Here is a 23,806-nt window from a genome sequence, read left to right on the forward strand (position 1 = left end):
TAAACGACTCACCCCTTAATGACACCAAGGAAAGAACTTATGAAAACGTTGACTGCCCTGTTCACCGCTGCTGCATTGACCCTCACCGCTGGCCTGGCCCAGGCTGACGTTCGAATCGACCAGATCCCTGACCTGGTCAAAAGCGGCAAGATCAAGTCCCTGGAATCGATGAACGCAGAAGCCCTGAAGTTGCACCCAGGTGCCACCATCACCGACACCGACCTGGATAACCACTTCAACGGTTATGAGTATGAAGTCGAATTGAAAACCGCCGACGGCAAAGAGTTTGACGTTGACTTCGATGCGACCACTGGCAAAGTGCTGAGCAACAAGCAAGACACTTGATTCATCTGCAAAAAAGAGCCGCGCAACCTGAGGGTTGCGCGGCTCTTTTGCGTTTAGCGATAACTACCGCGAACTATCGTCAGGCACTCAATCGCGCGGTCACCTCATTCAACTGCCCCGACAAGCCGTGCAAATCCCGACTGGCGGCTTCGGTGCGCTGCACATTGTCCAGGTTAGTACTGGCAATGCAGGTGATCTCGGTAAGATTGCGCGAAATGTCTTCGGCCACGGACGTCTGCTCTTCCGCTGCGGTGGCGATCTGGCGGTTCATGTCGCGAATGGCTTCGACAGCCTGAGTGATGCGCTCGAGCATCACACCAGCCTGGGTCACCTGTTCCACACTTTCCTCACTACGGGACTGCCCACTCTCAATGGCGTGGGCCGCGTCCACCGCGCCGGTTTGTACCGTCTGGATGATCTGGTTGATCTCGATGATAGATGACGCCGTGCGCTGAGCCAGGCTGCGGACCTCATCGGCGACCACTGCGAAACCGCGCCCCGCCTCACCGGCCCGCGCAGCTTCAATAGCGGCGTTGAGGGCCAGCAGATTGGTCTGCTCAGCGATCCCGCGGATTACCTCCAGCACCTTGCCGATGCGCCCACTGTCGGTTTCCAACTGACGGATGACCGTGGCCGTGTTGGCGATCTCGCCGCGCATACGAGTAATGGTGTGAATGGTCCCTTGCATGACCTTCTCGCCCTGTTGCGCCGATTGATCGGCATCATCGGCCGCCCTTGCAGCGTCAGCGGCATGGCGGGCCACTTCCTGGGCCGTGGCGGACATTTCGTTCATCGCCGTCGCCACCTGATCGGTACGTTCGAATTGCTCGCTGGTGCCCTGGCTCATCAGGCTGGCGATGGCGCTGAGTTCACCGCTGGCACTGTCCAGCTCCGTGGCACTGCGTTGCAGGCGAGTAAAGGTTTCGGCAAGGAAATCACGCAGGGTGTTGGCCGCCACTGCCAAATTGCCCAGCTCGTCCTGACGGTTGCTCGTCACACGCTCGGCGAAACGCCCATGACTCAGTCGGGTCACGTATTCGATCAGGTGACGGATCGGCTGAACCAAGTTGCGATTGACCAGCCACAGGCTGAACAACCCAATCAGCACGCCCGACACCAGCATGACCAAGGTGCCCAGCATAATCGTGCGATCGGCACTGGCACTGATCAGCACCGATTGCTCGGTACCCAGCTTGCGCAACTCCACCACCAGCGCGCTCATTTGCTCACTGGCCGCACGGTCCACGCCCTTGACCGCCGCATCGCCCGCCGCGGAATCACCACCAGAGGCGACAAATGCATCACGGCCCTTTTGATAGGCCACGCCCAGTTGACGATGCTCCTCCCGCAGGACCTCAATACGCGTCTTGATTGCCGTCGGCACCCCTTCATGCCCGATCAAGTCGCCAAGGATGCCCTGGACATCATGCTGACGCGCCTCGAACTGCTTCCAGTATTTATCCAGTTCCGCTGGCTGCTTACCGCGTAGCAGGACATTTTTCCATTCCTGTACCTGCACCTTGAATTGCAGATTGGCTTCATCGATCAGTTGCGAGGCACGCAATGGGCCATCGATCAGGTTGCGATAATTCTGAACACCATCAGAAAGGAACTGAAAGGACGCCAGGGCGATCAACAGCATCGCCAGCAGGCTGCCGCTCAACAGAGCAAGAATCTGGGCTCTTAGGGATTTTTGTAGAAACATGAGGAAGGAATCTCTAGGCAAAAAACAACGGGAACAGCGCCCAGACCTCCATGTCCGCAAACGCACGACCTCGCAACCCGAATGCGGGGATATGACATGTCATCGACTCGCCAGTAGCCTTCTTGAACCTTGGCGACCGTCGGTAACGTCAGCATGGACGGCGCTACACACCTGTCACAAAACCATCAAGAAAGCTTGCGATGATGCCCCTCAAGTGAACCTGTAGCCGTCACAGGCACTTCCCGCCAGCGAGCCTTCATGAACCACAGCATCGATCAAAGCCACCGCGACCCGGACCTGTTCGGCCTGCTTTACGGGTTTCGTTTCCAACCCGGCGAACGTGGACAAGAAATCGATTCGGCCCAGGCCCTGCAAAGCCTGCAACACCCCCAAGGCACAGACGAGTTTCTCTGGCTGCACCTGAACCTGGCGCATGCCGCGTGCGAGCGCTGGATGAAAAGTCATCTGGCCTTGCCCCAGGAGTTTTTCGAAGCCTTGCACGAAGGTTCGCGCTCGACCCGCATCGAGCACGTCGACTCGGCGTTGCTGGCCGTGGTGAACGATGTCGTGTTCAACCTCAGCAACATGGTGTCCTCGGATGTCTCCACCTTGTGGGTTTGCGTCCACAGTCGATTGATTATCAGCGCGCGGTTGCAACCCCTGCACTCGGTCGACAAGCTGCGCTCATCGGTCAAGGCCGGCGAGCGCTTTCGCTCGCCGCTGGAGCTGCTCGTGCATTTGCTGCGCGACCAAGGTGAAGTGCTGACCCAGATCGTGCGCAAGACCAGCCTCAGCGTCGATCAGATCGAAGATCAGTTGCTGTCCTCGCGGCTGTCCACCAACCGCGCCGAGCTGGGCAGCAACCGCCGGGTGCTGGTGCGCCTGCAACGCCTGCTGGCCCTGGAACCGGGTTCGTTGCTGCGCCTGCTCAACCGCCCGCCGCAATGGCTGCAGAAAGAAGACGTCAAGGAGCTGCGCAAATCCACCGAGGAGTTCGCCCTGATCATCAACGACCTCACCGCGCTGGGCGAACGGATCAAGCTGCTGCAGGAAGAAATCGCCGCCAACCTCAACGAACAAAGCAACCGCACTTTGTTCACCCTGACAGTGGTCACGGTGTTGGCGTTGCCCATCAACATCATTGCCGGTTTCTTTGGCATGAACGTCGGCGGCGTGCCGCTTGCCAGCGATCCCGAGGGTTTCTGGATCCTGGTGGCGCTGGTAGCAACCTTCACGCTGATCGCTGGCCGCTGGGCGTTTCGCAAGCGCCGCGACTATTGAACATGACCTGTCCAGACAACCCCTTTTGTCGGCGCAGCAGGATTTAAAAGTCTTTTTGTCATTTCTCCTGGGGTATCCTGCCCACGCTTTGTAAAAGCGCGGATCTACCAGATCTATCCACAGACTTTGCGAGGAGCGCGATATGCACGAGATCCCTAATCTCCCCTTCCCAAGCCTGCACGACACTGAGCAGACGACCACGCTACAAGCCGGGGGGCAACCAGACGCCCAGCAACCCGAGCCGAAAGAAGCCACTGAACGCCGCCAGGCCGACAGCGAAGACTGATTCACCCGCACCACCAGACCGTGTGGAAAGCGCTAAGATGCGCTTTCCACACTGCCTGAATCCTGAGCCCGCACCATGACCGACAACACCCCGACCTTCAGCGAAACCCAGGCCAGCGTGCTGATCGGCACCGCCGAGAAAATGGTCGAAATCTGGACCCGTCTTTCTCCCGAGAAACAAGCTGCCCTGCTGGCGCGTTTTGGCACTGAAGAAAATGCCCTCGCCGCACTGGTCACCACGCACCTGGTCGCTGGGAAAGACGACCACTGAGTCACCATTCGGCAAATAGTTTTACTTTTCCACGCGCTGTCGCCACGCTCGCCGTTATCATAAGCAGCCTATCTATCCTGCTGCTCCGTGGACCTTTTCCCCATGTCAGATTCCCAGCGCCCCCTGGCGGTCACGCTGCAAGTCGTTTCCATCGTCCTGTTCACTTTCATTGGCTACCTGAATATCGGTATTCCCCTGGCCGTGTTGCCTGGGTACGTCCATGGCGAGCTGGGTTTCGGCGCGGTGATCGCCGGACTGGTGATCAGCGTGCAATACCTGGCCACCCTGCTCAGCCGTCCTTACTCCGGAAGGATCATCGACAACCTGGGGAGCAAGCGCGCGGTCATGTTCGGCCTCGCCGGCTGCGGGCTGAGCGGTGTGTTCATGCTGGTGTCTGCCTGGACGCCACACCTGCCGACTCTCAGCCTGATCAGCCTGTTGATCGGCCGCCTGGTGCTGGGCAGCGCGGAAAGCCTGGTGGGCTCGGGTTCAATTGGCTGGGGCATTGGCCGGGTCGGCGCGGCCAATACCGCCAAGGTGATTTCCTGGAACGGTATCGCCAGTTACGGCGCGCTGGCGATTGGTGCACCGCTGGGGGTGTGGCTGGTCAATCGCCTGGGGCTGTGGAGCATGGGCGTCAGCATTATCTTGCTGGGTTTGTTGGGGTTGGCACTGGCCTGGCGCAAGACCGCTGCGCCCATCGTCGTCGGCGAGCGCCTGCCGTTCATGCACGTGCTGGGGCGCGTCCTGCCGCACGGCTGTGGCCTGGCCCTGGGCTCCATTGGTTTCGGCACCATCGCTACGTTCATCACGCTGTATTACGCAACGCAGCATTGGGACAACGCGGTGCTGTGCCTGAGCCTGTTCGGCGCCAGCTTCATCGGCGCGCGTTTGCTGTTCGGCAACCTGATCAACCGCCTGGGCGGCTTCCGCGTGGCGATCGCCTGCCTGTCGGTAGAAACCCTCGGCCTGTTGCTGCTGTGGCTCGCACCGGATGCCCATTGGGCCTTGGCCGGCGCGGCGTTGAGCGGTTTCGGCTTTTCCCTGGTGTTTCCGGCGCTGGGCGTGGAGGCGGTCAATCTGGTGCCAGCCTCCAGCCGTGGCGCGGCGGTGGGCGCCTATTCGCTGTTCATCGACTTGTCGCTGGGGATCACCGGGCCACTGGCCGGTGCAGTAGCCGCAGGCTTCGGCTTTGCCTCGATCTTTTTGTTCGCCGCACTGGCGGCCCTCGGCGGATTGGCACTGAGCGTCTATCTGTACCGGCAGGCGCCGAGGTATCGCGAGGAACGGGAGAGAAGCTAAAAGTCTACCTTGCCGCGCCCGGCCTTGATCGAGCCGCGCTTGGTCTTGGATTCCAGGCGACGCTTTTTCGAGCCCAGGGTTGGTTTGGTCGGACGGCGCTTCTTTTCGACCTTGGTGGCGCTGAGGATCAGTTCGACCAGGCGCTCCAGGGCATCGGCTCGATTCTGTTCCTGGGTGCGGTATTGCTGGGCCTTGATGATCAATACGCCGTCGCTGGTAATGCGACTGTCGCGCAGGGCCAGCAAGCGCTCCTTATAGAACTCGGGCAAGGATGAGGCAGGAATGTCGAAGCGCAGGTGCACCGCGCTGGACACCTTGTTGACGTTCTGCCCTCCGGCACCCTGGGCGCGGATGGCCGTCAGCTCGATCTCGGCGTCCGGGATGTGCACAGTGTTGGAAATCGCCAGCATGGGAAAAGGGTCCGCTATCAGGACCCACAGAATACCCCGAATCTCCCAGACAACGCCTACTCCTGTGGGAGCGAGCTTGCTCGCGATTGCAGTGTGTCAGTCACCCTTGATATTGCTGACCCATCGCCATCGCGAGCAAGCTCGCTCCCACAGGGTTTCTTTCGTGTTTACTTGGCAGCCGCAGCCACAGCCAATTCCTGCCGGGCAGTGCGCTTGTTCTTGATCACGTAGCACACCCACATGAACACCAGCCACACCGGGATCGCATACACCGAGACCTGGATGCCGGGGATCAACAGCATCACGCCCAGGATGAACACCACGAACGCCAGGCAGACGTAGTTGCCGTACGGATACCAAAGCGCCTTGAACAGCGGCGTCTGGCGAGTCTGGTTCATGTGTTGGCGGAACTTGAAGTGCGAGTAGCTGATCATCGCCCAGTTGATCACCAGGGTCGCCACCACCAGCGACATCAGCAGTTCCAGCGCATGCTGCGGGATCAGGTAGTTCAGCAGCACCGCCACCAGAGTGACCGCAGCCGAAGCGAGGATCGAACGCACCGGCACGCCGCGCTTGTCGATCTTGGCCAGGACCTTGGGCGCATCGCCCTGCTCGGCCATGCCCAGCAGCATGCGGCTGTTGCAGTAGGTGCCGCTGTTGTACACCGACAATGCCGCGGTCAGCACCACGAAGTTGAGGATGTGCGCCGCCGTATTGCTGCCCAGCATCGAGAACACCTGCACGAACGGGCTACCGCTGTAGGCATCGCCGGAAGCATTGAGAGTGGCCAGCAGGCTGTCCCAAGGGGTCAGGGACAACAGCACCACGAGGGCGCCGATGTAGAAAATCAGGATCCGGTAGATCACCTGGTTAATGGCCTTGGGGATCACGGTTTTCGGTTTGTCCGCTTCAGCGGCGGTGAAGCCGAGCATCTCCAGGCCACCGAAGGAGAACATGATGATCGCCATGGCCATCACCAGGCCGCTGACGCCATTGGGGAAGAACCCACCGTGGGCCCACAGGTTGGTCACCGAGGCTTGTGGCCCGCCATGACCGCTGACCAGCAGGTAGCTGCCCAAGGCAATCATGCCGACAATCGCCACGACCTTGATGATCGCGAACCAGAACTCGGCCTCGCCGAAGACTTTGACGTTGGCCAGGTTGATGGCGTTGATCAGGATGAAAAACGCTGCCGCCGAGGCCCAGGTCGGAATCTCCGGCGCCCAGTAGTGGATGTACTTGCCCACTGCAGTCAGCTCGGACATGCCCACCAGGATGTAGAGAATCCAGCAGTTCCAACCGGACAGGAACCCGGCGAAACCGCCCCAGTACTTGTGGGCAAAGTGACTGAAGGAACCGGCCACCGGCTCTTCGACGATCATCTCGCCCAACTGGCGCATGATCATGAAGGCGATGAAGCCGCAAATGGCGTAGCCGAGGATCATCGACGGGCCGGCGGATTTCAGCACCCCCGCCGAACCGAGGAACAGGCCAGTGCCGATGGCGCCACCGAGGGCGATCAATTGAATATGGCGATTTTTCAGGCCGCGTTTCAGCTCGCCTGAATGCGAGTTTTGTCCACTCATGAAAAGGGTCTCACGCAAGGTTTGATGATGGTCGTTGGACGTTGCCGCTCGAATCGGATCTCAAGCAGCGCCGATCAAACCCCAGCGCAGGCACCAGGAGTTCAGCGTTTTTACAACGGTCATGCGTCACCTATTTGTTTTTATCTGTGACGAAATTGAACCCGACACGCTTGTGGCGTGGCGGAGTGAACAAGGCGGATAACCTTGAAAGTGCGTGGGTACGCGAAGGGTCACAGTAAAACGCGGCGCATTGTACACCGCCGTCCCCTTGCTGCCAGACACATGGGACGCATCTCACCCTTCCCGCAGCGTTGAAACAATCGGGCCAAAGCCTCGGTAAGCCCCTTGCGACGGGCGCGGCGGAAGCTTTTTCTTACAAGTTCTGAAATCGCGATTTCCAGCCAACTCAACTGGGGGAAATCGTCAGCATTTCTTTACAACCTGTAACGCATCATTTCCAAGTAGGAATTTTCCGTAAGCTGCCTGCAAATTGACGGTAGGTAGCTACCTAATAAAAAAAATCGCCAGACAGCTGTTTTTGAATGAGTAATTTCCTCACTGAAAATGGAATAAAAAATTCAAAAGAAAAAAATGAAATTATTTTTTTGCATTCCAAAATACCCTGGTCTAGGTTTCAGCGACTTGCCAACGCATCGTGTCGGCAAGTTTGGCGGTGTCGCTTCCGGTCAGTTTTCGCTCGCCGAACCGCTCCGCACTTTCCGTAAAAGTCATCTAGGAGATTCACTATGCAAGCACTGGACAAAGACTTGGAAACCGAACTGCAACTGGACGAATGGTTTGAAGCACCGACCCATGAAGCCGCCGTTGAAATGATGCAAGCCGACGCCGTCGTTCCGTTCGGCACGGCGATGTGGCCTCTGTAGACATGGCCCGGCGGAGGCGATCCGGCCGGTCGACTCCGCCGCTTTTTGCCGGTTGTCAGGAAAGCCCAATCTACTTGTCAGGGAAGAATAAGCATGGACACACAACGAGCCATCTCACATTTCCTTTACTACCTCGAACACCATCCCGCCCTGGCCGGCATCCAGCCCGCCAAGGTGCTGCTCGGCCATACCGCTGACTACGAAGCACTGACCGGCGCCATCGCCGAACAGGCTGGCAGCGGCTCCCCCTTCCGGTTCAGCGCCATGCGCCTGGACCTTGAGTCCACCGAGCGCCTGTCCAAGGCCATTGCCGACAGCGATCTCTATATTTTTTTCTACGACTCCTCCACCCTGCCCAACCCGCGCCCCGACGGCCCGGACTTTGTCCGCGCGCTGCAAGGCGTAATGGCAGACAACTGGAAGAAATCGCTGCTGTTCAAAGACTATGGCGATTATTTCTATGACACCTTCAGCGTCATTCCCCAGCGTATCGCGGGGCTCAACAGCCACCTGATCCAGCGGATGTCCCAAGCGACGACCTTGAGCTTCCAGGATGACCTGGGCTCGTATTTCGACACCGACCTCAACAGCGTCAAGAAATGGACCGACATCAACGGCCTGGGCAACTATGACCTGGCCCCCGGCGAAATCGCCACCCACAGCGACACCATCAATGGCCAGGTGAAATTCGTCGGTACGTTCCTGAGCACCATCCCGTTCGCCCGCAAGTACGGTGTGCTGCAATCGCCGCTGGAGTTGTGGATCGAAGACTCCACCATCCAGAAAATCGCCACAGACGTGCCAGGCCTGGAGCACGACTTCAACAAGTACCTGGACGCCAACCCATCCAACCGCCGTATCGAGGAGTTGGGGATCGGCACCAACGAGGGGGTCAAGAGTCTTTATGCCCGCAATGCCGGTTTCGAGGAGCGCCATTGCGGCCTGCACCTGGGGCTGGGTGGTGGGGCCAAGGGCAGCCATCACCTGGACCTGATTTTCGAGAGTGGCGTGTTGGCGCTGGATAATGAGCGGATGTTTGATGGGCGGTTTGTGCTTTAGGGGCAGCTTCAAGTTGCGAGCTTCAAGCGGCAAGAAGAGCAAGTAGCCTCTGGATGGTGGTGGAGCTGCTGGCCTCTTCGCGAGCAAGCCCGCTCCCACAATGAAGCGGCGCCGACCCAAATCTTCTATTCACTGGAGATCAAGTGTGGGAGCGGGCTTGCTCGCGAAGACGACTGCACCGGCACCGTATCAATAACGCCAGACACAAAAACGGCAACCCAGTGGTTGCCGTTTTTTCTTGCCGCTTGCAGCTAGAAACTCAAAGCTGCCTCACTCCGGCTTACGACGCCCAAACCCCGGACGCTGCCCGGAACCCGCCGGTGCACCACGGCGTTTACCCGATGGGGTGTCGCGATCGACCAACACAATACCCGGGCGCTTTTTCGGTGCCGGCTTGGCTGGGCGCTTGGTATCGGCCGGGCGATCGGCGACTGGCGTACCACGGCCAGCCGGGGCACCGCGACCTTCACCGCGCTCAGTCCGACCGTTGGCCGGGCGTGGCGTGCGTGGGCCGCGTTCGCCGTCCTGGCGTGGCGCCGGTTTACGGGCCGGGCGTTCGCCTTCGATCTGCGGTTCGCGCGAAGGACGTGGGCCGGTCGGCGCACCTTCAGCCGCCGGACGCAGCGTACGCACGCGCTCGGTCTTGCCCATCGGCCGCGAAGACTTACGCTGCATCCGCTCCAGCTTGTCCTTGCTCTTGGCGGTCATCTGCGGCATCGCCACAGGCTGCAGGCCGACTTCGGCCGCCAGGATGTCGACCTCGTACTGGCTCATTTCGCGCCAGCGGCCCATCGGCAGGTCGGAATTGAGGAACACCGGGCCGAAACGCACGCGCTTCAGGCGGCTGACCACCAACCCCTGGGATTCCCACAGCCGCCGCACTTCACGGTTACGGCCTTCCATCACCACGCAGTGGTACCAATGGTTGAAGCCTTCGCCACCCGGCGCCTGCTTGATGTCGGTGAACCGCGCCGGGCCGTCTTCCAGCACCACGCCGGCCTTCAGGCGCTCGATCATTTCGTCGTCGACTTCACCCCGTACGCGCACGGCGTATTCGCGGTCCATCTCGTAGGACGGGTGCATCAAACGGTTGGCCAGTTCACCGTCGGTGGTGAACATCAGCAGACCGGTGGTGTTGATGTCCAGGCGACCGATGTTGATCCAACGGCCTTCTTTAGGACGCGGCATCTTGTCGAACACGGTCGGACGGCCTTCCGGGTCGTCACGGGTGCAGATCTCGCCGTCGGGTTTGTTGTACATGATCACGCGGCGCACCGCTTCGGCGGCTTCTTCGCGCTTGATCACCTTGCCATCGATGGTGATGGCGTCATGCATGTCGACACGCAGGCCCAAGGTGGCATCTTTACCGTTGACCTTGATCCGGCCTTGGGTGATCCAGGCTTCCACGTCGCGGCGCGAGCCGACGCCGATCCGGGCGAGGACTTTTTGCAGCTTCTCGCCTGCTGGGCCGATTTCCTGGCTGTCGTTCTGGTCTTGGTCTTTCATTCTGGGCACCTCCCGGTGTGGTCGGGTCAGGCGCTTGGCCTGACGCTTTGAAAACGGGGTCTTCGGCGAAGGCTTCGCCAAAGGGTCGCGAATCATACGCCTGTTGAGGCGTTTGCGCATCAGAGACTAGCTGATCAGCACAGGCTCAGCGCTTTTTCCGCCGATCGGTGGCGTAATGCAGGCTCCTGGCGGAGTTCATGATGCACCGCATTCCCCCTGTGGGAGCGGGCTTGCTCGCGAAGAGGGAGTGTCAGACCAAACAATGTTATTGACCCACCGCTTTCGCGAGCAAGCCCGCTCCCACAGGGGACGGTGGTGTGTCAGACAGGTTTGCGCACAAGTTGGATCAGTCGTCGAGCTGGCGCCGTTCGTTTTCAATGGCTTCGGCCAAGGCCCGGGCTTCGCTTTCTTCGTCGCTGAGTTCGGGTTCGGGTTCGTGTGGCCCAAGGGCGGCGACAGCGGCCAGCAATTTTTCCCGGGCTTCGGCCACGCCGAGGATGTCTTCTTCGGGTTCAGGCTCGGCCTGACGTTCAACGTCGCGGTCGGCCTCGGGCGGTTCATCCGTCTCGTTTTCCGGGCCAGCACCTTCACGCAGCAAGTCGTCGAAGTCGGTCTTCAGGCCTTCTTCCATGGTGTCCAGCTCCAGCAACAACGAGTGGAAGCTGGTCTCCTCCTTGGGCTCCTCCGGTTCGGCGCTGGCGTCGGCCAGTTCCTGCAAGCCCTGGGGCACCGGCACGTCGTCGAACTCCAGCATCGGCTCAGGCTCCAGTTCCCGCAGCTCGGCCAGTGGCGGCAGGTCGTCCAGGTTCTTCAGGTTGAAGTGATCGAGGAAACCCTTGGTGGTGGCGAACATCGCCGGCTTGCCGGGCACGTCGCGATAGCCGACGACACGGATCCACTCGCGCTCCAGCAGCGTCTTGACGATATGGCTGTTGACCGCCACGCCACGCACGTCTTCGATCTCGCCCCGGGTGATCGGTTGGCGATAAGCAATCAGTGCCATGGTTTCGAGCATCGCGCGGGAATAGCGCTGCGGCCGCTCCTCCCAGAGGCGGCCGACCCAAGGCGCGAACTTTTCGCGGATCTGCAGGCGGTAACCGGAGGCCACTTCCTTGAGTTCGAAAGCCCGCCCCTCGCAGGATTTACCCAAGAGCGTCAGGGCTTTCTTGAACACGGCCGGCTCAGGCCGTTCGCCTTCTTCAAAGAGTTCGAACAGCCGTTCCATCGATTGCGGCTTTCCCGAGGCCAACAGGAAAGCTTCAAGCAAGGGCGCCAGCTCGCGGGGTTCAGTCAGATTCATTGATTTGCTCGTTATTCGGCTCGTGCCCGCACGTGGATCGCTGCGAACGGCTCATTCTGCACCAGCTCGACCAAGGATTCCTTGACCAATTCCAGGACCGCCATAAACGTCACCACCACCCCCAGGCGCCCCTCCTCGGCGGTGAACAGCTCGACGAAGGGTACAAAACCGCCGCCCTTGAGCCGCTCCAGCACATCACTCATGCGCTCGCGGGTGGACAGCGCTTCGCGGCTGACCTGGTGACTTTCAAACATATCGCCGCGGCGCAGGACCTCGGCCATGGACATCAGCAACTCTTCCAGGCTGACATCCGGCAGCAACTTGCGTGCCCGCGCCTCCGGCGCATCGAGCTTGGGCACCACCACATCGCGTCCGACCCGGTTCAAGCCATCGAGGCCTTCGGCGGCGACCTTGAAGCGCTCGTACTCCTGCAAGCGGCGGATCAACTCGGCACGCGGGTCGTCTTCTTCCGCTTCGACCTCCGCCGAGCGCGGCAGCAGCATCCGCGACTTGATCTCGGCCAGCATGGCCGCCATCACCAGGTATTCGGCCGCCAACTCCAGGCGCACCGACTGCATCAGCTCGACGTAGCCCATGTATTGGCGGGTGATTTCCGCCACCGGGATGTCGAGGATGTTGATGTTCTGTTTACGGATCAGGTACAGCAGCAGGTCGAGCGGGCCCTCGAAGGCCTCGAGGAACACTTCCAGCGCATCCGGCGGAATGTACAGGTCCAGGGGCATTTCCATGACCGCCTGGCCATAGACCATGGCAAACGGCAGCTCCTGTTGCGCGCCGGCCTGGCTGTCTGCGCCTTCCACGGCGGTTTCCACAGCGGACATTCAGGCCTCGACCAGGAACGGCGCCGGATCGCCACACCCGACCCGCACCACTTGCGGCTCGCCGTCGGCCAGGTTGATCACCGTGGACGCTGCCATGCCGCCGAAACCGCCGTCGATGATCAGGTCCACTTGATGTTCGAGCAACTGGCGCATTTCGTAAGGATCGGTCATCGGCTCGATCTCGCCAGGCATGATCAGCGTCACACTCATCAGCGGCTCACCCAGCTCCGCCAGCAGTGCAAGAGCAATGGGATGGCTCGGCACCCGCAGGCCGATGGTGCGTTTTTTCGGGTGCAGCAACAGCCGCGGGACTTCCCGGGTGGCGTTGAGAATAAAGGTGTACGGCCCCGGCAAATGCGCCTTGAGCAGGCGGAAGGTGCCGGTGTCGATCTTGGCGAACAGGCCCAGCTGCGACAAGTCGCTGCAGATCAAGGCGAAGTTGTGCTTGTCATCCAGCTGACGCAGGCGTCTCACCCGCTCCACGGCATTCTTGTCGCCGATCTGGCAGCCAATGGCGTAGGCGGAGTCGGTGGGATAAATCACCACACCACCGCCACGGATGATTTCAACCGCCTGTTTGATCAGGCGCGCTTGCGGGTTCTCCGGATGAATCTGGAAAAATTGACTCACATGTTCTACCTGTTCAGACGGCGGCGGTAACGGGATCATGTTTGAATCTACACCAAAGCGGTGGCAGATCTTCCGGCAACGGGCGGTATTCGCCAATCTCGGACCAGCCTCCAGGGCCATGGAAATCACTGCCGGCGGTGACCAGCAGGCCGAACTCTCGGGCCAGAATCGCCAGGCTGCCGACCTGCTCGGCCGGCTGATGGCCGTTAACTACCTCGATGGCATGGCCCCCTGCTTGAATATAGTCGGCGACGAGGCGGCGGCGTTTGCTACGGGTGAAATCATAGTGCCATGGATGCGCCAGGCTGACCCAGGCGCCGGCGGCCCGCAGGGTCTCGACGGTTTCCTCGAGCGTCGGCCAGTGCTGCTTGACGTCCCCCAGCTTGCCGGCGCCCAACCACTTGCGAAACGCTTCGGCGCGGTCCTTGACGAACCCTTCGCGCACCATCCAGTCGGCAAAGTGTGGCCGGGCCGGTGCGTTGCCGCTGTCCCCCAGTTCCTGCTGGATCTGCCGGGCGCCTTCCAGCGCCCCGGGCATGCCCTTGAGGGCCAGCTTGCGGCTGATCTCTTCGGAACGCAGCCAGCGGCCGTCGCGTAATTGGGCGATAGCCTGGACCAGCGCCGGTGCATTCACATCAAAACCGTAGCCCAGCACATGGATGGTCGCCCCGCCCCAGGTGCAGGACAACTCGACCCCATTGACCAGCTGCATGCCCAGCGCCGTGGCGGCGCTGCGGGCCTCGTCGAGGCCTTCGAGGGTGTCGTGATCGGTCAGGGCCAGGACTCGCACGCCGTGCTCGAACGCCCGCGCCACCAGAACCGCGGGCGCCAGGGCGCCATCGGAGGCCGTGCTATGGCAGTGCAAATCAACATTCACGAGAGTTTGTTACCTCAAATCAGCTGGCCCTATCGCGGCCAAGGATGTTTGTTATTATGCCGCCACATCCTGCTTCTGGCTGCCACTGTGAAACAATTCATCGACTTCATCCCGCTCCTGCTGTTTTTCATCGTCTACAAACTTGATCCACGGGCCGTCGATATCGCCGGTCATTCCTTGACTGTAGGCGGTATTTACAGCGCCACCGCGGTGCTGATCATCAGTTCCCTGGTGGTCTACGGCGCGCTGTTCGTGTCCCAGCGCAAGCTGGAGAAGAGCCAGTGGCTGACCCTGATCGCCTGCCTCGTGTTCGGCAGCCTGACCCTGGCGTTCCACAGCGAAACCTTCCTTAAATGGAAAGCCCCGGTGGTCAACTGGCTGTTCGCCCTGGCCTTTATCGGCAGCCACTTCATCGGTGATCGCCTGCTGATCAAGCGCATCATGGGCCACGCCCTGAACCTGCCCGATCTGATCTGGACCCGGCTGAACATCGCCTGGATCGCTTTCTTCCTGTTCTGTGGCGCCGCCAACCTGTTCGTCGCGTTCACGTTCCAGGAGTACTGGGTCGACTTCAAGGTCTTCGGCAGCCTGGGCATGACCCTGTTGTTCCTGATTGGCCAGGGCATCTACCTGTCCCGTCATCTGCATGATGCCGACCCCACCACGCCAAACACCGAGGACTGACATGCTCTACGCAATCATTGCCACCGACGTCGCCAACTCACTGGAAAAACGCCTGGCCAACCGCCCCGCGCACCTGGAGCGCCTGCAACAGCTCAAGGCCGAAGGCCGCATCGTGCTGGCCGGTCCACTCCCGGCGGTAGACAGCAATGACCCGGGCGCCGCAGGTTTTACCGGCAGCCTGATCGTGGCCGAGTTCGATTCCCTGGTCGCCGCCCAGGCGTGGGCCGAGGCCGACCCGTTCGTGGCCTGCGGCGTCTATGCCAATGTCGTGGTCAAGCCGTTCAAGCAAGTCCTGCCCTGAATCCCCAGGTGCAATGAGTCTTGATGGCTCATTGCACACGATTGCTCATTGTTCTCGTTGGCCTGCCGACAACCTGTCTAATCTCGATTGGAATTCAGGAGTTGCAATGCGCAAAGGTCCGTTGTGCCTGTTGTTGGTCACGTTGGCGATCGGGGCTCCCGCCCATGGTGAAGAGAGTACCGAGGGCAGTCATTCGGCGCCCTTGTCCCTGAGTGCCGGCAGCCATATCGCCGAACTGCAGCAACGCTTGAAAGACAGCGAACGCCAGCGCGAAGAGCTGAGCAAACAATTGCAAAACGCCGATGGCGAACGTGAGAGCGCTTTGCTGGCCCGGTTGCGCCAGGAGAACCAGCGCCTGAAGCTGCAACTCAAGGAAGCCCAGGCCAGCCCCCTGCCACGCCTGTTGACCGATCAACAGCAGTGGTTCGTCATTGGCGGCGGGGTAGCGCTATTGGCCCTGCTCTGCGGTATCTTTGCCAGCGGTGGACGTAGACAACGTCGGCAATGGCTAAATTGAGTGAGTCATGAGCGAGCTGTTACTGATTGATGATGACCAGGAGCTGTGTGAGCTCCTCGGCAGCTGGCTGGGCCAGGAAGGTTTCCAGGTCCGCGCCTGCCACGACGGCCAGAGTGCTCGCAAAGCCCTGGCCGAAACCGCCCCGGCGGCGGTCGTACTGGATGTGATGCTGCCCGACGGCAGCGGCCTGGAACTGCTCAAGCAGTTGCGCAACGATCACCCGGAACTGCCGGTGCTGATGCTCTCGGCACGTGGCGAACCGCTGGACCGCATCCTTGGCCTGGAACTGGGGGCCGACGATTACCTGGCCAAGCCCTGCGACCCACGGGAACTGACCGCCCGCCTGCGCGCCGTCTTGCGCCGCAGTCACCCGGCGGCGGTGTCCAGCCAGATCGAGTTGGGGGACCTGACCTTCAGCCCGGTGCGTGGCGTGGTCAGCATCGATGAACAGGAACAGACCCTCACCGTTTCCGAAAGCCGCTTGCTCGAAGCGCTGCTCAAGCAACCGGGCGAGCCGCTGGACAAGCAGGAGCTGGCGCAGATCGCCCTGGGCCGCAAACTCACCCTGTACGACCGCAGCCTGGATATGCACGTGAGCAACCTGCGCAAGAAAATCGGCCCCCACCCCGACGGCCGTCCACGCATCGTGGCCCTGCGCAGCCGGGGTTATTACTACAGTCTCTAGGGCCCACCAGTCCCCTGTGGCGAGGGAGCTTGCTCCCGCTCGGTTGCGCAGCGACCGCAAAATCATGGGGCCGCTTCGCAGCCCAGCGGGAGCAAGCTCCCTCGCCACCAGGTCACCCTATCTTCGGTACAACCGTTGTGCAGGCCTACTGGTTTGTAAGCACTCCACCAAACCGTCTTTACCCAAGCTTTACGCCCCGCTGACCGCCGCTGACCTTGATCTCCGTAATCTGCACACATCCGGAACTGACCGGGAATGAGACAAGGAGAGACCCCATGCGCAAGACCCTTATCGCTCTGATGTTCGCTGCCGCCCTGCCTACCGTCGCCATGGCCATGCCCGAAGGCCCCGGCCCGATGGGCCCGATGGACGGCCCGCGCCACGGTGGGATGATGCACGACAAAGGCCCCTTCAGCGAACTGGACCTGAGCCGCGAACAACGCCAGCAGATCCGCAAGATCATGGGCGAACAGCGCCACGAGCGCCGCGAACTGGTGGAGAAGTACCTGGCCAAATTGTCGCCAGCCGATCAGAAAGCCATGAAAGACGAAATGGAAGCCCGGCATGAGAAAGTCGATGCCCAGATCCGTGGCTTGCTGAAGCCTGAACAGCAAAAAGAGTTCGACGCGATCCAGAAGAAGCAGGCCGAGCGTCGGGCCGAATGGGCTGAGTTCAAGGCCTGGAAAGCGCAACAACCGCAAAAAGCGCAATAATGCATTGAAGGTACCCAGCCCAACGGCAAATCGCCGTTGGGCTTTCTTTGTTCTCGAGGATTCAACGTGCGTTCATTGTTCTGGCGCATCCTGGCCAGTTTCTGGCTGGCCATCGCCCTCGTCGGAGGGCTTTCGATTCTTATGGGCCACATGCTGAACCAGGACGCCTGGATCCTCAGTCGCCATCCGGGTCTCAACACCTTGCCCGAAGAGTGGACGCAAATCTATGAAAGCCAGGGCGAAGACGCGGCCCAGGACATCCTGCAGCAACGCAAGCACCAGTATCACATCGACGTCCAGGTGCTCAACGAAAGCGGCGACCCGGTGGTCCGCGGCACCTTCCCGCGTCGCGCCGCCGCCTTCGAGGCCCGGCAGAACAACGACGACCGGCGCCTGCCCTGGCGGCGACTGACCGACGAGTTCACCAGCGCCAAAACGGGTGACACTTACCTGTTCATCTACCGTATCCCCCATCCCGAACTGGACGCCTGGCACCGCGAAAGCTTGCTCTGGCCCCTCAGTGCATTGGGGATCGCCCTGGTGGTGCTGACCTTGTTCAGCCTGTTGGTGACCCTCTCCATTACCCGCCCGCTAAGTCGCCTGCGCGGTGCGGTGCATGATTTGGGACAGACCACGTACCAGCAGAACAGCCTCGCCAAACTGGCCAACCGTCGGGATGAATTCGGTGTGCTCGCCACCGATTTCAACCGCATGGGCGCGCGCCTGCAAAGCCTGATTGGCAGTCAACGACAGCTGTTGCGCGACGTGTCCCACGAACTGCGCTCGCCCTTGGCCCGCCTGCGCATCGCCCTGGCATTGGCTGAACGGGCCAGCCCCGAAGAGCGTGAAAAGCTCTGGCCGCGCCTGACCCGCGAATGTGATCGCCTGGAAGCGCTGATCAGCGAAATCCTGGTCTTGGCCCGGGTCGATGCCGACAACGCCAGCGCCGAGGAGGTGGACCTCAACGCTCTGCTCATCACCCTGCAAAAAGATGCGCAGTTGGCTTCACCTGAACAAAACGTGCGACTGGAAACGGAGCCGAACCTGACCCTCAAGGGCTGGCCGACCATGATCGAGCGAGCTGTGGACAATTTGCTGCGCAACGCCCAGCGCTTCAATCCCGCCGGGCAACCGATCGAAATGCGCGCGGTGCATCAGGGGGAACGGATCCTGATCAGTGTGCGTGACCATGGGCCGGGAGTGGAGCCCGAACATCTGGGTCAGTTGAGCGAGCCGTTTTACCGCGCCCCCGGCCAGACCGCCGCCGGCCACGGCCTGGGCCTGGCCATTGCGCGCCGTGCCGCCGAACGCCATGGTGGCGCGCTGGTGCTGGCCAACCATCCTGATGGTGGGTTCATCGCGACTCTGGAGTTGCCATTGGTGCCGGGGGCTGTTGTCCAGCCGTAACCTGCAAAGCACCGTTGATCTGTTGACTCCAGGGCAACGCTGCACCCTGTGGCGAGGGAGCTTGCTCCCGCTGGGCTGCGAAGCGGCCCCAAGATTTTGCGGTTGCTGCGCAACGAGCGGGAGCAAGCTCCCTCGCCACAGGGAATCGAGCAAGCCTAAGTGAGCGGTGTTGCCGAACCCAATAGCAAGAGCGCCCCCCTCAAACCAAACGATAATTCCTCTTATTCAAACTGCCCTGCCCTGTTAGACTTTGCGCCCTCGTTTCACTCGTCTTCCAGGAAGCCCGATGCCGTCGTTGCCTCTTCGTTTATGCGCTCTGCTCATGGCCCTGGGCCTGAGTGCCTGCGATGATGCCCCGCGTTTTACCCAGGCCGAACCCGGCGAAGCCCGGTCCGGTGGCGCCGCGACGGTACGCAAGACCGATCAGAATGCCTTCTCCCTGCCTTCGGCCAACCTGCCGCCCTCGCGGCGCGTGGACTTCAGCGTCGGCAACAGTTTCTTCCGCAGCCCCTGGGTGATCGCCCCCTCGACCACCACCGCCCGGGACGGCCTCGGACCATTGTTCAACACCAATGCCTGCCAGAACTGCCACATCAAGGACGGTCGCGGTCATCCGCCAGCGCCGGACGCTGCCAGCGCGGTGTCGATGCTGGTGCGCCTGTCGATTCCCGATGCGCCGCCCTACGCCAAGGTCATCGAACAACTGGGGGTCGTGCCGGAGCCGGTCTACGGCGGGCAGTTGCAGGACATGTCCGTCCCCGGTGTCGCTCCCGAAGGCAAGGTCCGGGTCGATTACAGCCCCGTCCCGGTGCGCTTCAAGGACGGCACCGTCGTGGAACTGCGCAAGCCAAACCTGCAAATCACCCAACTGGCCTATGGGCCGATGCATCCAGACACGCGTTTTTCCGCTCGCGTCGCCCCGCCGATGATCGGCCTGGGGTTGCTGGAGGCGATTCCCGACGAAGCCATCCTGGCCAACGCCGAGGCCCAGGCGCGGGAAAACAACGGCATTGCCGGTCGTCCCAACCAGGTCTGGGACGACGTTCAGCAAAAAACCGTGCTGGGGCGTTTTGGCTGGAAAGCCGGGCAGCCCAACCTCAACCAACAGAACGTCCATGCGTTCTCCGGCGACATGGGCCTGACCACCAGCCTGCGGCCGTTCGACGATTGCACCGAGACCCAGGTCGATTGCAAGCGCGCCCCCAGCGGCAACGGCCCGGACGGCGAGCCGGAAGTCAGCGACAACATCCTGCGATTGGTGCTGTTCTATAGCCGCAACCTCGCCGTACCGGCCCGTCGCGAGGTGAATTCACCCCAAGTGCTGGCCGGCAAGAATCTGTTTTTCGAGGCCGGTTGCCAGTCCTGCCACACACCGAAATACACCACGTCCGCCAACGCTGCCGAGCCGGAGCTGGCGAACCAGGTCATCCGCCCTTACACCGACCTGCTGCTGCACGATATGGGCGAAGGCCTGGCCGACAACCGCAGCGAATTCAAGGCCAGCGGCCGTGACTGGCGCACCCCGCCGCTGTGGGGCATCGGCCTGACCGAAACCGTCAACGGCCACACCCAGTTCCTGCACGACGGTCGCGCCCGCAACCTGCTCGAAGCCGTGCTGTGGCATGGCGGCGAAGCACAAGCGGCGCAGCGACAGGTTTTATCGTTCAATGCCGAGCAGCGTGCTGCGTTGCTGGCGTTCCTGAATTCCCTTTAAACGCATTTTCCGAAAAACGGGAGCCCGATATGTTCCGTCCCAAGCTGTTATTCACCAGCCTCGCCGCCCTTGCCCTCGGTGCCTGTTCGCCCCAGGACCCGCAAGCGGTCACCTCGGCCGCCATCGCCAAGCAAGTGATCCTGCCGACCTACAGTCGCTGGGTCGACGCCGACCGGCAGCTGGCGACCAGCGCCCTGGCGTTCTGCCAAGGCAAGGAGAACCTGGAAACCGCCCGCGCCGACTTCCTCAAGGCACAAAAAGCCTGGGCCGAGTTGCAGCCGCTGCTGATCGGTCCGCTGGCCGAGGGCAACCGCGCCTGGCAGGTGCAGTTCTGGCCGGACAAGAAAAACCTCGTGGGCCGTCAGGTCGAGCAATTGGTCAACAGCCAGCCGCAGATCGACGCCGCCGGCCTGGCCAAGTCCAGCGTCGTGGTCCAGGGCCTTTCGGCCTATGAGTACCTGCTGTTCGACGCCAAGATCGACATGGCCGACAGTGCGCAGAAAGCCAAGTACTGCCCACTGCTGAGCGCCATCGGTGAACGCCAGAAACAACTGGCCGAAGAGATCCTGGCGGGCTGGAACGCCAACGACGGCATGCTCGCCCAGATGAGCAAGTTCCCCAACCAGCGCTACGCCGATTCCCACGAAGCCATCGCCGATCTGCTGCGGGTCCAGGTCACCGCCCTCGACACCCTGAAGAAAAAACTCGGCACGCCGATGGGACGCCAGAGCAAGGGCGTGCCGCAACCGTTCCAGGCCGATGCCTGGCGCAGCCAGTCGTCCCTGCAAGGCCTGGAAGCGAGTCTGAGCGCGGCCAGGACCGTCTGGGCAGGCGTCGACAACAAGGGCCTGCGCGGCCTGCTGCCCGACGATCAGAAACCTCTGGCCGACAAGATCGACGCCGCCTACGACGCATCATTGAAACTTTTCGCCAGCAGCCAGCGCTCGCTGAGCGAGATGCTCAACGACGACGCCGGGCGCCAGCAACTCAACGATTTGTACGACAGCCTCAACGTCGTCCATCGCCTGCACGAAGGCGAACTGGCCAAGGCGCTGGGCATTCAACTGGGCTTCAACGCCAACGACGGTGACTGATCATGTTTCGACGTCAGGCCCTGGCACTGGGCAGTTTGCTGCTCGGCGCCGTTACCCTGGGCGGCTGGACGCTGTTCAAGCAACAGGACAAGCGTCCGCTATTGCTTTCGGCACGGGACGATGGCGACGGCAAGCATTACGCCGTCGGTTATCGGCTGGACGGCACCCGGGTGTTCGCCACCCAGGTCGGCCAGCGCTGCCATGACATCATCAACCATCCGACATCGCCCATTGCGCTGTTCGTCGCCCGTCGTCCCGGCACCGAAAGCTACCTGATCGACCTTCGCGACGGCGCGTTGCTGCAAACCATCACTTCGTTGCCGAACCGGCATTTCTACGGCCACGCGGTGATCCACAACAGCGGCGAATGGCTGTACGCCACCGAGAACGACACCACGGACCCGGGACGCGGCCTGCTCGGCGTGTACCGTTTCGAAGGCGAGCGGCTGGTGCACAGCGGGGAGATGTCCACCCATGGCATCGGCCCTCACCAGGTGTCCTGGATGCCCGATGGCGAGACGCTGGTGGTGGCCAACGGCGGCATTCGCACTGAGGCCGAAAGCCGGGTCGAAATGAACCTCGATGCCATGGAGCCGAGCCTGGTGCTGATGCAGCGCGATGGCACGCTGCTGAGCAAGGAAACCCTCGCCCAATCGATGAACAGCGTGCGCCACCTCGGCATCGCCAGTGACGGCACCATCGTCTCCGGCCAGCAGTTCATGGGCGCTGCCCACGAGTCTTCGCAGCTGTTGGCGATCAAACGGCCGGGCCAGCCGTTCCAGGCGTTCCCAGTGCCTGAAGAGCAATTGCAGGCCATGGGGCACTACACCGCCAGCGTCGCCGTACACAGCGACCTGCGCCTGGTGGCCCTGACCGCCCCTCGTGGCAACCGCTTCTTCATCTGGGACCTGGACAATGGCGAAGTACGTCTGGATGCGCCGCTGCCGGACTGTGCCGGCGTGGGCGCGGTGGCCGACGGTTTTGTCGTGACCTCGGGTCAAGGGCGTTGCCGTTATTACGATTGCCGGCAGACACAACTGGTTGCAAAACCACTGGATCTGCCGGCAGGGCTCTGGGACAACCATTTGCATCTGGCCTGAGCCAGGGAGCGAAGCCCATCGGCGCCGAGCTCCCTGATTTTTCGGAAAAATCCCACGCACCTCCAACCCGCCAGCATCTGGAATAGCCCGCGCACTCAGAGTAATGTGCCCGCCTATCTGTATTTTCTCTCAGCTCTTTTCCAAGGAAGTGGAACATGCTGCGACGCCGCATGCTGATCATGTTGGGTATTGTCCTGCTGGTGGTGCTGTTGCTCGCCGGCTACAAGGCCTTCTCCGTCTATCAGCAGATCCAGATGTTCTCTGCGCCGAAACCACCGATCAGCGTGGCCGTGGCCAAGGCCGTCGAGCAGCCCTGGCAGGCGCGCCTGCCCACCGTCGGTAGCCTCAAGGCCCTGCAAGGCGTGGACCTGAGCCTGGAAATCGCCGGGACCGTGCAGAAGGTGCAATTCCAGTCCGGGCAGAAGGTCAAGGCCGGCCAACCGCTCCTGCAACTGGACAGTGAAGTCGAAAGCGCCCTGCTGGAAACCGCCGAGGCCGACCTTGGCCTGGCGCAACTGGATTTCGGTCGCGGCCGACAACTGGTGGGCAGCCAGGCGATCTCCAAGGGCGAGTTCGACCGACTCTCGGCGCAGTTGAAAAAGAACCAGGCCACGGTCAATCAGCTCAGGGCATCGCTGGCCAAGAAACACATCCTGGCACCGTTCAGCGGCACCATCGGCATTCGCCAGGTGGACGTCGGCGACTACCTGGCCAGCGGCACGGTGATCGCCACCCTGCAGGACCTCAGCAGCCTTTATGTGGACTTCTACGTACCTGAGCAAACCGTGCCCAAGCTCGCGGTCGCCCAACCGGTCAACGTCAGTGTCTCAGCCTATCCCGGGCAGACTTTCGTCGGCACCATCAGCGCGATCAACCCCAAGGTCGAGGACAGCACCCGCAACGTGCTGGTGCGCGCCACCCTGGCCAACCCGGACGGCAAACTGTTGCCCGGTATGTTCGCCAACCTGCAGGTGATCCTGCCGGATGTGGCCGCCGGAATCGTCGTGCCGGAAAGCGCGGTGACCTACACCCTCTACGGCAACTCCATGTACGTGGTCACGCAGAAGAAAGGCGCCGACGGCACTGTCGAGAAAGACGACAAGGGCCAGCCGGTCCTGATCGCCGAGCGGCGTTTTGTCGAAACCGGCGAGCGACGCGACGGGCAAGTCCTGGTTTCCAAGGGCGTACAGAGCGGCGAACAAGTCGTGATTGGCGGCCAGATCAAGCTCGATAACGGTACGCCCATCGCCATCAGCGACGACAAGACCCTGACCGAACAGAACAGCCCGCCACGCGCGGACTGATCAA

The 23,806-nt window shown here is 61.4% G+C and carries 25 protein-coding genes; 17 read left to right on the plus strand and 8 right to left on the minus strand.

What is annotated here, in order from left to right; all coding sequences use genetic code 11:
- Positions 1–39 precede the first annotated feature (39 nt).
- On the plus strand, positions 40–345 hold the full coding sequence (locus CD58_RS22090; protein WP_025215130.1) for a PepSY domain-containing protein: 306 nt from the start codon (positions 40–42) through the stop codon (positions 343–345).
- A 79-nt stretch (positions 346–424) separates the two neighbouring features.
- Here the strand turns inward: CD58_RS22090 and CD58_RS22095 are convergent, their stop codons facing one another.
- Positions 425–2,050, minus strand: a complete 1,626-nt coding sequence (locus tag CD58_RS22095; protein WP_025215131.1) for a methyl-accepting chemotaxis protein — start codon at positions 2,048–2,050, stop codon at positions 425–427.
- A 258-nt stretch (positions 2,051–2,308) separates the two neighbouring features.
- Between CD58_RS22095 and CD58_RS22100 the strand changes: the two genes are divergently transcribed.
- The 4 genes from CD58_RS22100 (at position 2,309) to CD58_RS22110 (ending at position 5,189) form a co-directional block, all read left to right on the plus strand.
- Entirely contained in the window at positions 2,309–3,331 is a 1,023-nt protein-coding gene (locus CD58_RS22100; protein WP_025215132.1) for a transporter, read from the plus strand.
- 142 nt (positions 3,332–3,473) lie between these two features.
- Positions 3,474–3,617: a hypothetical protein gene (locus tag CD58_RS31285; protein WP_162893862.1), complete on the plus strand. Its 144-nt coding sequence runs from the start codon at positions 3,474–3,476 to the stop codon at positions 3,615–3,617.
- A 75-nt stretch (positions 3,618–3,692) separates the two neighbouring features.
- Entirely contained in the window at positions 3,693–3,887 is a 195-nt protein-coding gene (locus CD58_RS22105; RefSeq protein ID WP_025215133.1) for a hypothetical protein, read from the plus strand.
- A 102-nt stretch (positions 3,888–3,989) separates the two neighbouring features.
- Entirely contained in the window at positions 3,990–5,189 is a 1,200-nt protein-coding gene (locus CD58_RS22110; protein WP_025215134.1) for an MFS transporter, read from the plus strand.
- Here CD58_RS22110 and arfB read toward each other — a convergent pair.
- Positions 5,186–5,599: an alternative ribosome rescue aminoacyl-tRNA hydrolase ArfB gene (gene arfB, locus CD58_RS22115; protein WP_025215135.1), complete on the minus strand. Its 414-nt coding sequence runs from the start codon at positions 5,597–5,599 to the stop codon at positions 5,186–5,188. The genes CD58_RS22110 and arfB overlap by 4 nt on opposite strands.
- A 167-nt stretch (positions 5,600–5,766) precedes the next feature.
- On the minus strand, positions 5,767–7,185 hold the full coding sequence (locus CD58_RS22120) for an amino acid permease (protein ID WP_025215136.1): 1,419 nt from the start codon (positions 7,183–7,185) through the stop codon (positions 5,767–5,769).
- 746 nt (positions 7,186–7,931) lie between these two features.
- Between CD58_RS22120 and CD58_RS31290 the strand changes: the two genes are divergently transcribed.
- On the plus strand, positions 7,932–8,069 hold the full coding sequence (locus tag CD58_RS31290) for a hypothetical protein (RefSeq protein ID WP_003178782.1): 138 nt from the start codon (positions 7,932–7,934) through the stop codon (positions 8,067–8,069).
- A 93-nt stretch (positions 8,070–8,162) separates the two neighbouring features.
- Complete coding sequence (locus CD58_RS22130; RefSeq protein ID WP_025215137.1) at positions 8,163–9,128, plus strand: leucyl aminopeptidase (aminopeptidase T); 966 nt, start codon at positions 8,163–8,165, stop codon at positions 9,126–9,128.
- Between the two features lie 270 nt (positions 9,129–9,398).
- Here CD58_RS22130 and rluB read toward each other — a convergent pair whose 3' ends face one another.
- From rluB to CD58_RS22155, 5 genes are all read right to left on the minus strand, one after another.
- Positions 9,399–10,634, minus strand: coding sequence for a 23S rRNA pseudouridine(2605) synthase RluB (rluB, locus tag CD58_RS22135; RefSeq protein WP_025215138.1), 1,236 nt, complete (start codon positions 10,632–10,634; stop codon positions 9,399–9,401).
- A 346-nt stretch (positions 10,635–10,980) separates the two neighbouring features.
- Positions 10,981–11,934, minus strand: a complete 954-nt coding sequence (gene scpB, locus CD58_RS22140) for an SMC-Scp complex subunit ScpB (protein ID WP_025215139.1) — start codon at positions 11,932–11,934, stop codon at positions 10,981–10,983.
- A gap of 11 nt (positions 11,935–11,945) precedes the next feature.
- Positions 11,946–12,644, minus strand: coding sequence for a segregation and condensation protein A (locus tag CD58_RS22145; protein ID WP_165826070.1), 699 nt, complete (start codon positions 12,642–12,644; stop codon positions 11,946–11,948).
- A gap of 132 nt (positions 12,645–12,776) precedes the next feature.
- Entirely contained in the window at positions 12,777–13,406 is a 630-nt protein-coding gene (locus CD58_RS22150) for an L-threonylcarbamoyladenylate synthase (protein ID WP_038436929.1), read from the minus strand.
- A 13-nt stretch (positions 13,407–13,419) separates the two neighbouring features.
- Positions 13,420–14,283, minus strand: coding sequence for a PHP domain-containing protein (locus CD58_RS22155; protein WP_025215142.1), 864 nt, complete (start codon positions 14,281–14,283; stop codon positions 13,420–13,422).
- Between the two features lie 87 nt (positions 14,284–14,370).
- On the opposite strand from CD58_RS22155, the gene CD58_RS22160 reads away from it, so the two are divergent.
- The 10 genes from CD58_RS22160 to CD58_RS22205 all read left to right on the plus strand — a co-directional run bounded on the left by CD58_RS22160 (position 14,371) and on the right by CD58_RS22205 (position 23,802).
- Positions 14,371–14,967 carry a septation protein A gene (locus CD58_RS22160; RefSeq protein WP_025215143.1) on the plus strand — a complete coding sequence of 199 codons (597 nt, stop codon included), beginning with the start codon at positions 14,371–14,373 and terminating at the stop codon, positions 14,965–14,967.
- Between the two features lies 1 nt (position 14,968).
- Entirely contained in the window at positions 14,969–15,268 is a 300-nt protein-coding gene (locus CD58_RS22165; RefSeq protein ID WP_025215144.1) for a YciI family protein, read from the plus strand.
- A 106-nt stretch (positions 15,269–15,374) separates the two neighbouring features.
- Positions 15,375–15,785, plus strand: a complete 411-nt coding sequence (locus CD58_RS22170; protein ID WP_025215145.1) for a translation initiation factor 2 — start codon at positions 15,375–15,377, stop codon at positions 15,783–15,785.
- Between the two features lie 7 nt (positions 15,786–15,792).
- Positions 15,793–16,470, plus strand: coding sequence for a response regulator transcription factor (locus CD58_RS22175; protein ID WP_025215146.1), 678 nt, complete (start codon positions 15,793–15,795; stop codon positions 16,468–16,470).
- 275 nt (positions 16,471–16,745) lie between these two features.
- Positions 16,746–17,183 carry a Spy/CpxP family protein refolding chaperone gene (locus CD58_RS22180; RefSeq protein ID WP_025215147.1) on the plus strand — a complete coding sequence of 146 codons (438 nt, stop codon included), beginning with the start codon at positions 16,746–16,748 and terminating at the stop codon, positions 17,181–17,183.
- 66 nt (positions 17,184–17,249) lie between these two features.
- Complete coding sequence (locus CD58_RS22185; RefSeq protein WP_025215148.1) at positions 17,250–18,590, plus strand: sensor histidine kinase; 1,341 nt, start codon at positions 17,250–17,252, stop codon at positions 18,588–18,590.
- 286 nt (positions 18,591–18,876) lie between these two features.
- A complete protein-coding gene (locus CD58_RS22190) occupies positions 18,877–20,304 on the plus strand; it encodes a di-heme oxidoredictase family protein (RefSeq protein ID WP_025215149.1) in 1,428 nt (475 codons plus the stop codon).
- A gap of 29 nt (positions 20,305–20,333) precedes the next feature.
- Complete coding sequence (locus tag CD58_RS22195; RefSeq protein ID WP_025215150.1) at positions 20,334–21,398, plus strand: imelysin family protein; 1,065 nt, start codon at positions 20,334–20,336, stop codon at positions 21,396–21,398.
- A gap of 2 nt (positions 21,399–21,400) precedes the next feature.
- Positions 21,401–22,498: a DUF1513 domain-containing protein gene (locus CD58_RS22200; protein WP_025215151.1), complete on the plus strand. Its 1,098-nt coding sequence runs from the start codon at positions 21,401–21,403 to the stop codon at positions 22,496–22,498.
- Between the two features lie 155 nt (positions 22,499–22,653).
- Positions 22,654–23,802 carry an efflux RND transporter periplasmic adaptor subunit gene (locus CD58_RS22205; protein WP_025215152.1) on the plus strand — a complete coding sequence of 383 codons (1,149 nt, stop codon included), beginning with the start codon at positions 22,654–22,656 and terminating at the stop codon, positions 23,800–23,802.
- The last annotated feature ends 4 nt before the right edge of the window (positions 23,803–23,806 follow it).

Origin of the sequence: Pseudomonas brassicacearum (assembly GCF_000585995.1) — a bacterium.
In the GTDB taxonomy this organism is placed as follows: Bacteria; Pseudomonadota; Gammaproteobacteria; order Pseudomonadales; family Pseudomonadaceae; genus Aquipseudomonas; species Aquipseudomonas brassicacearum_A.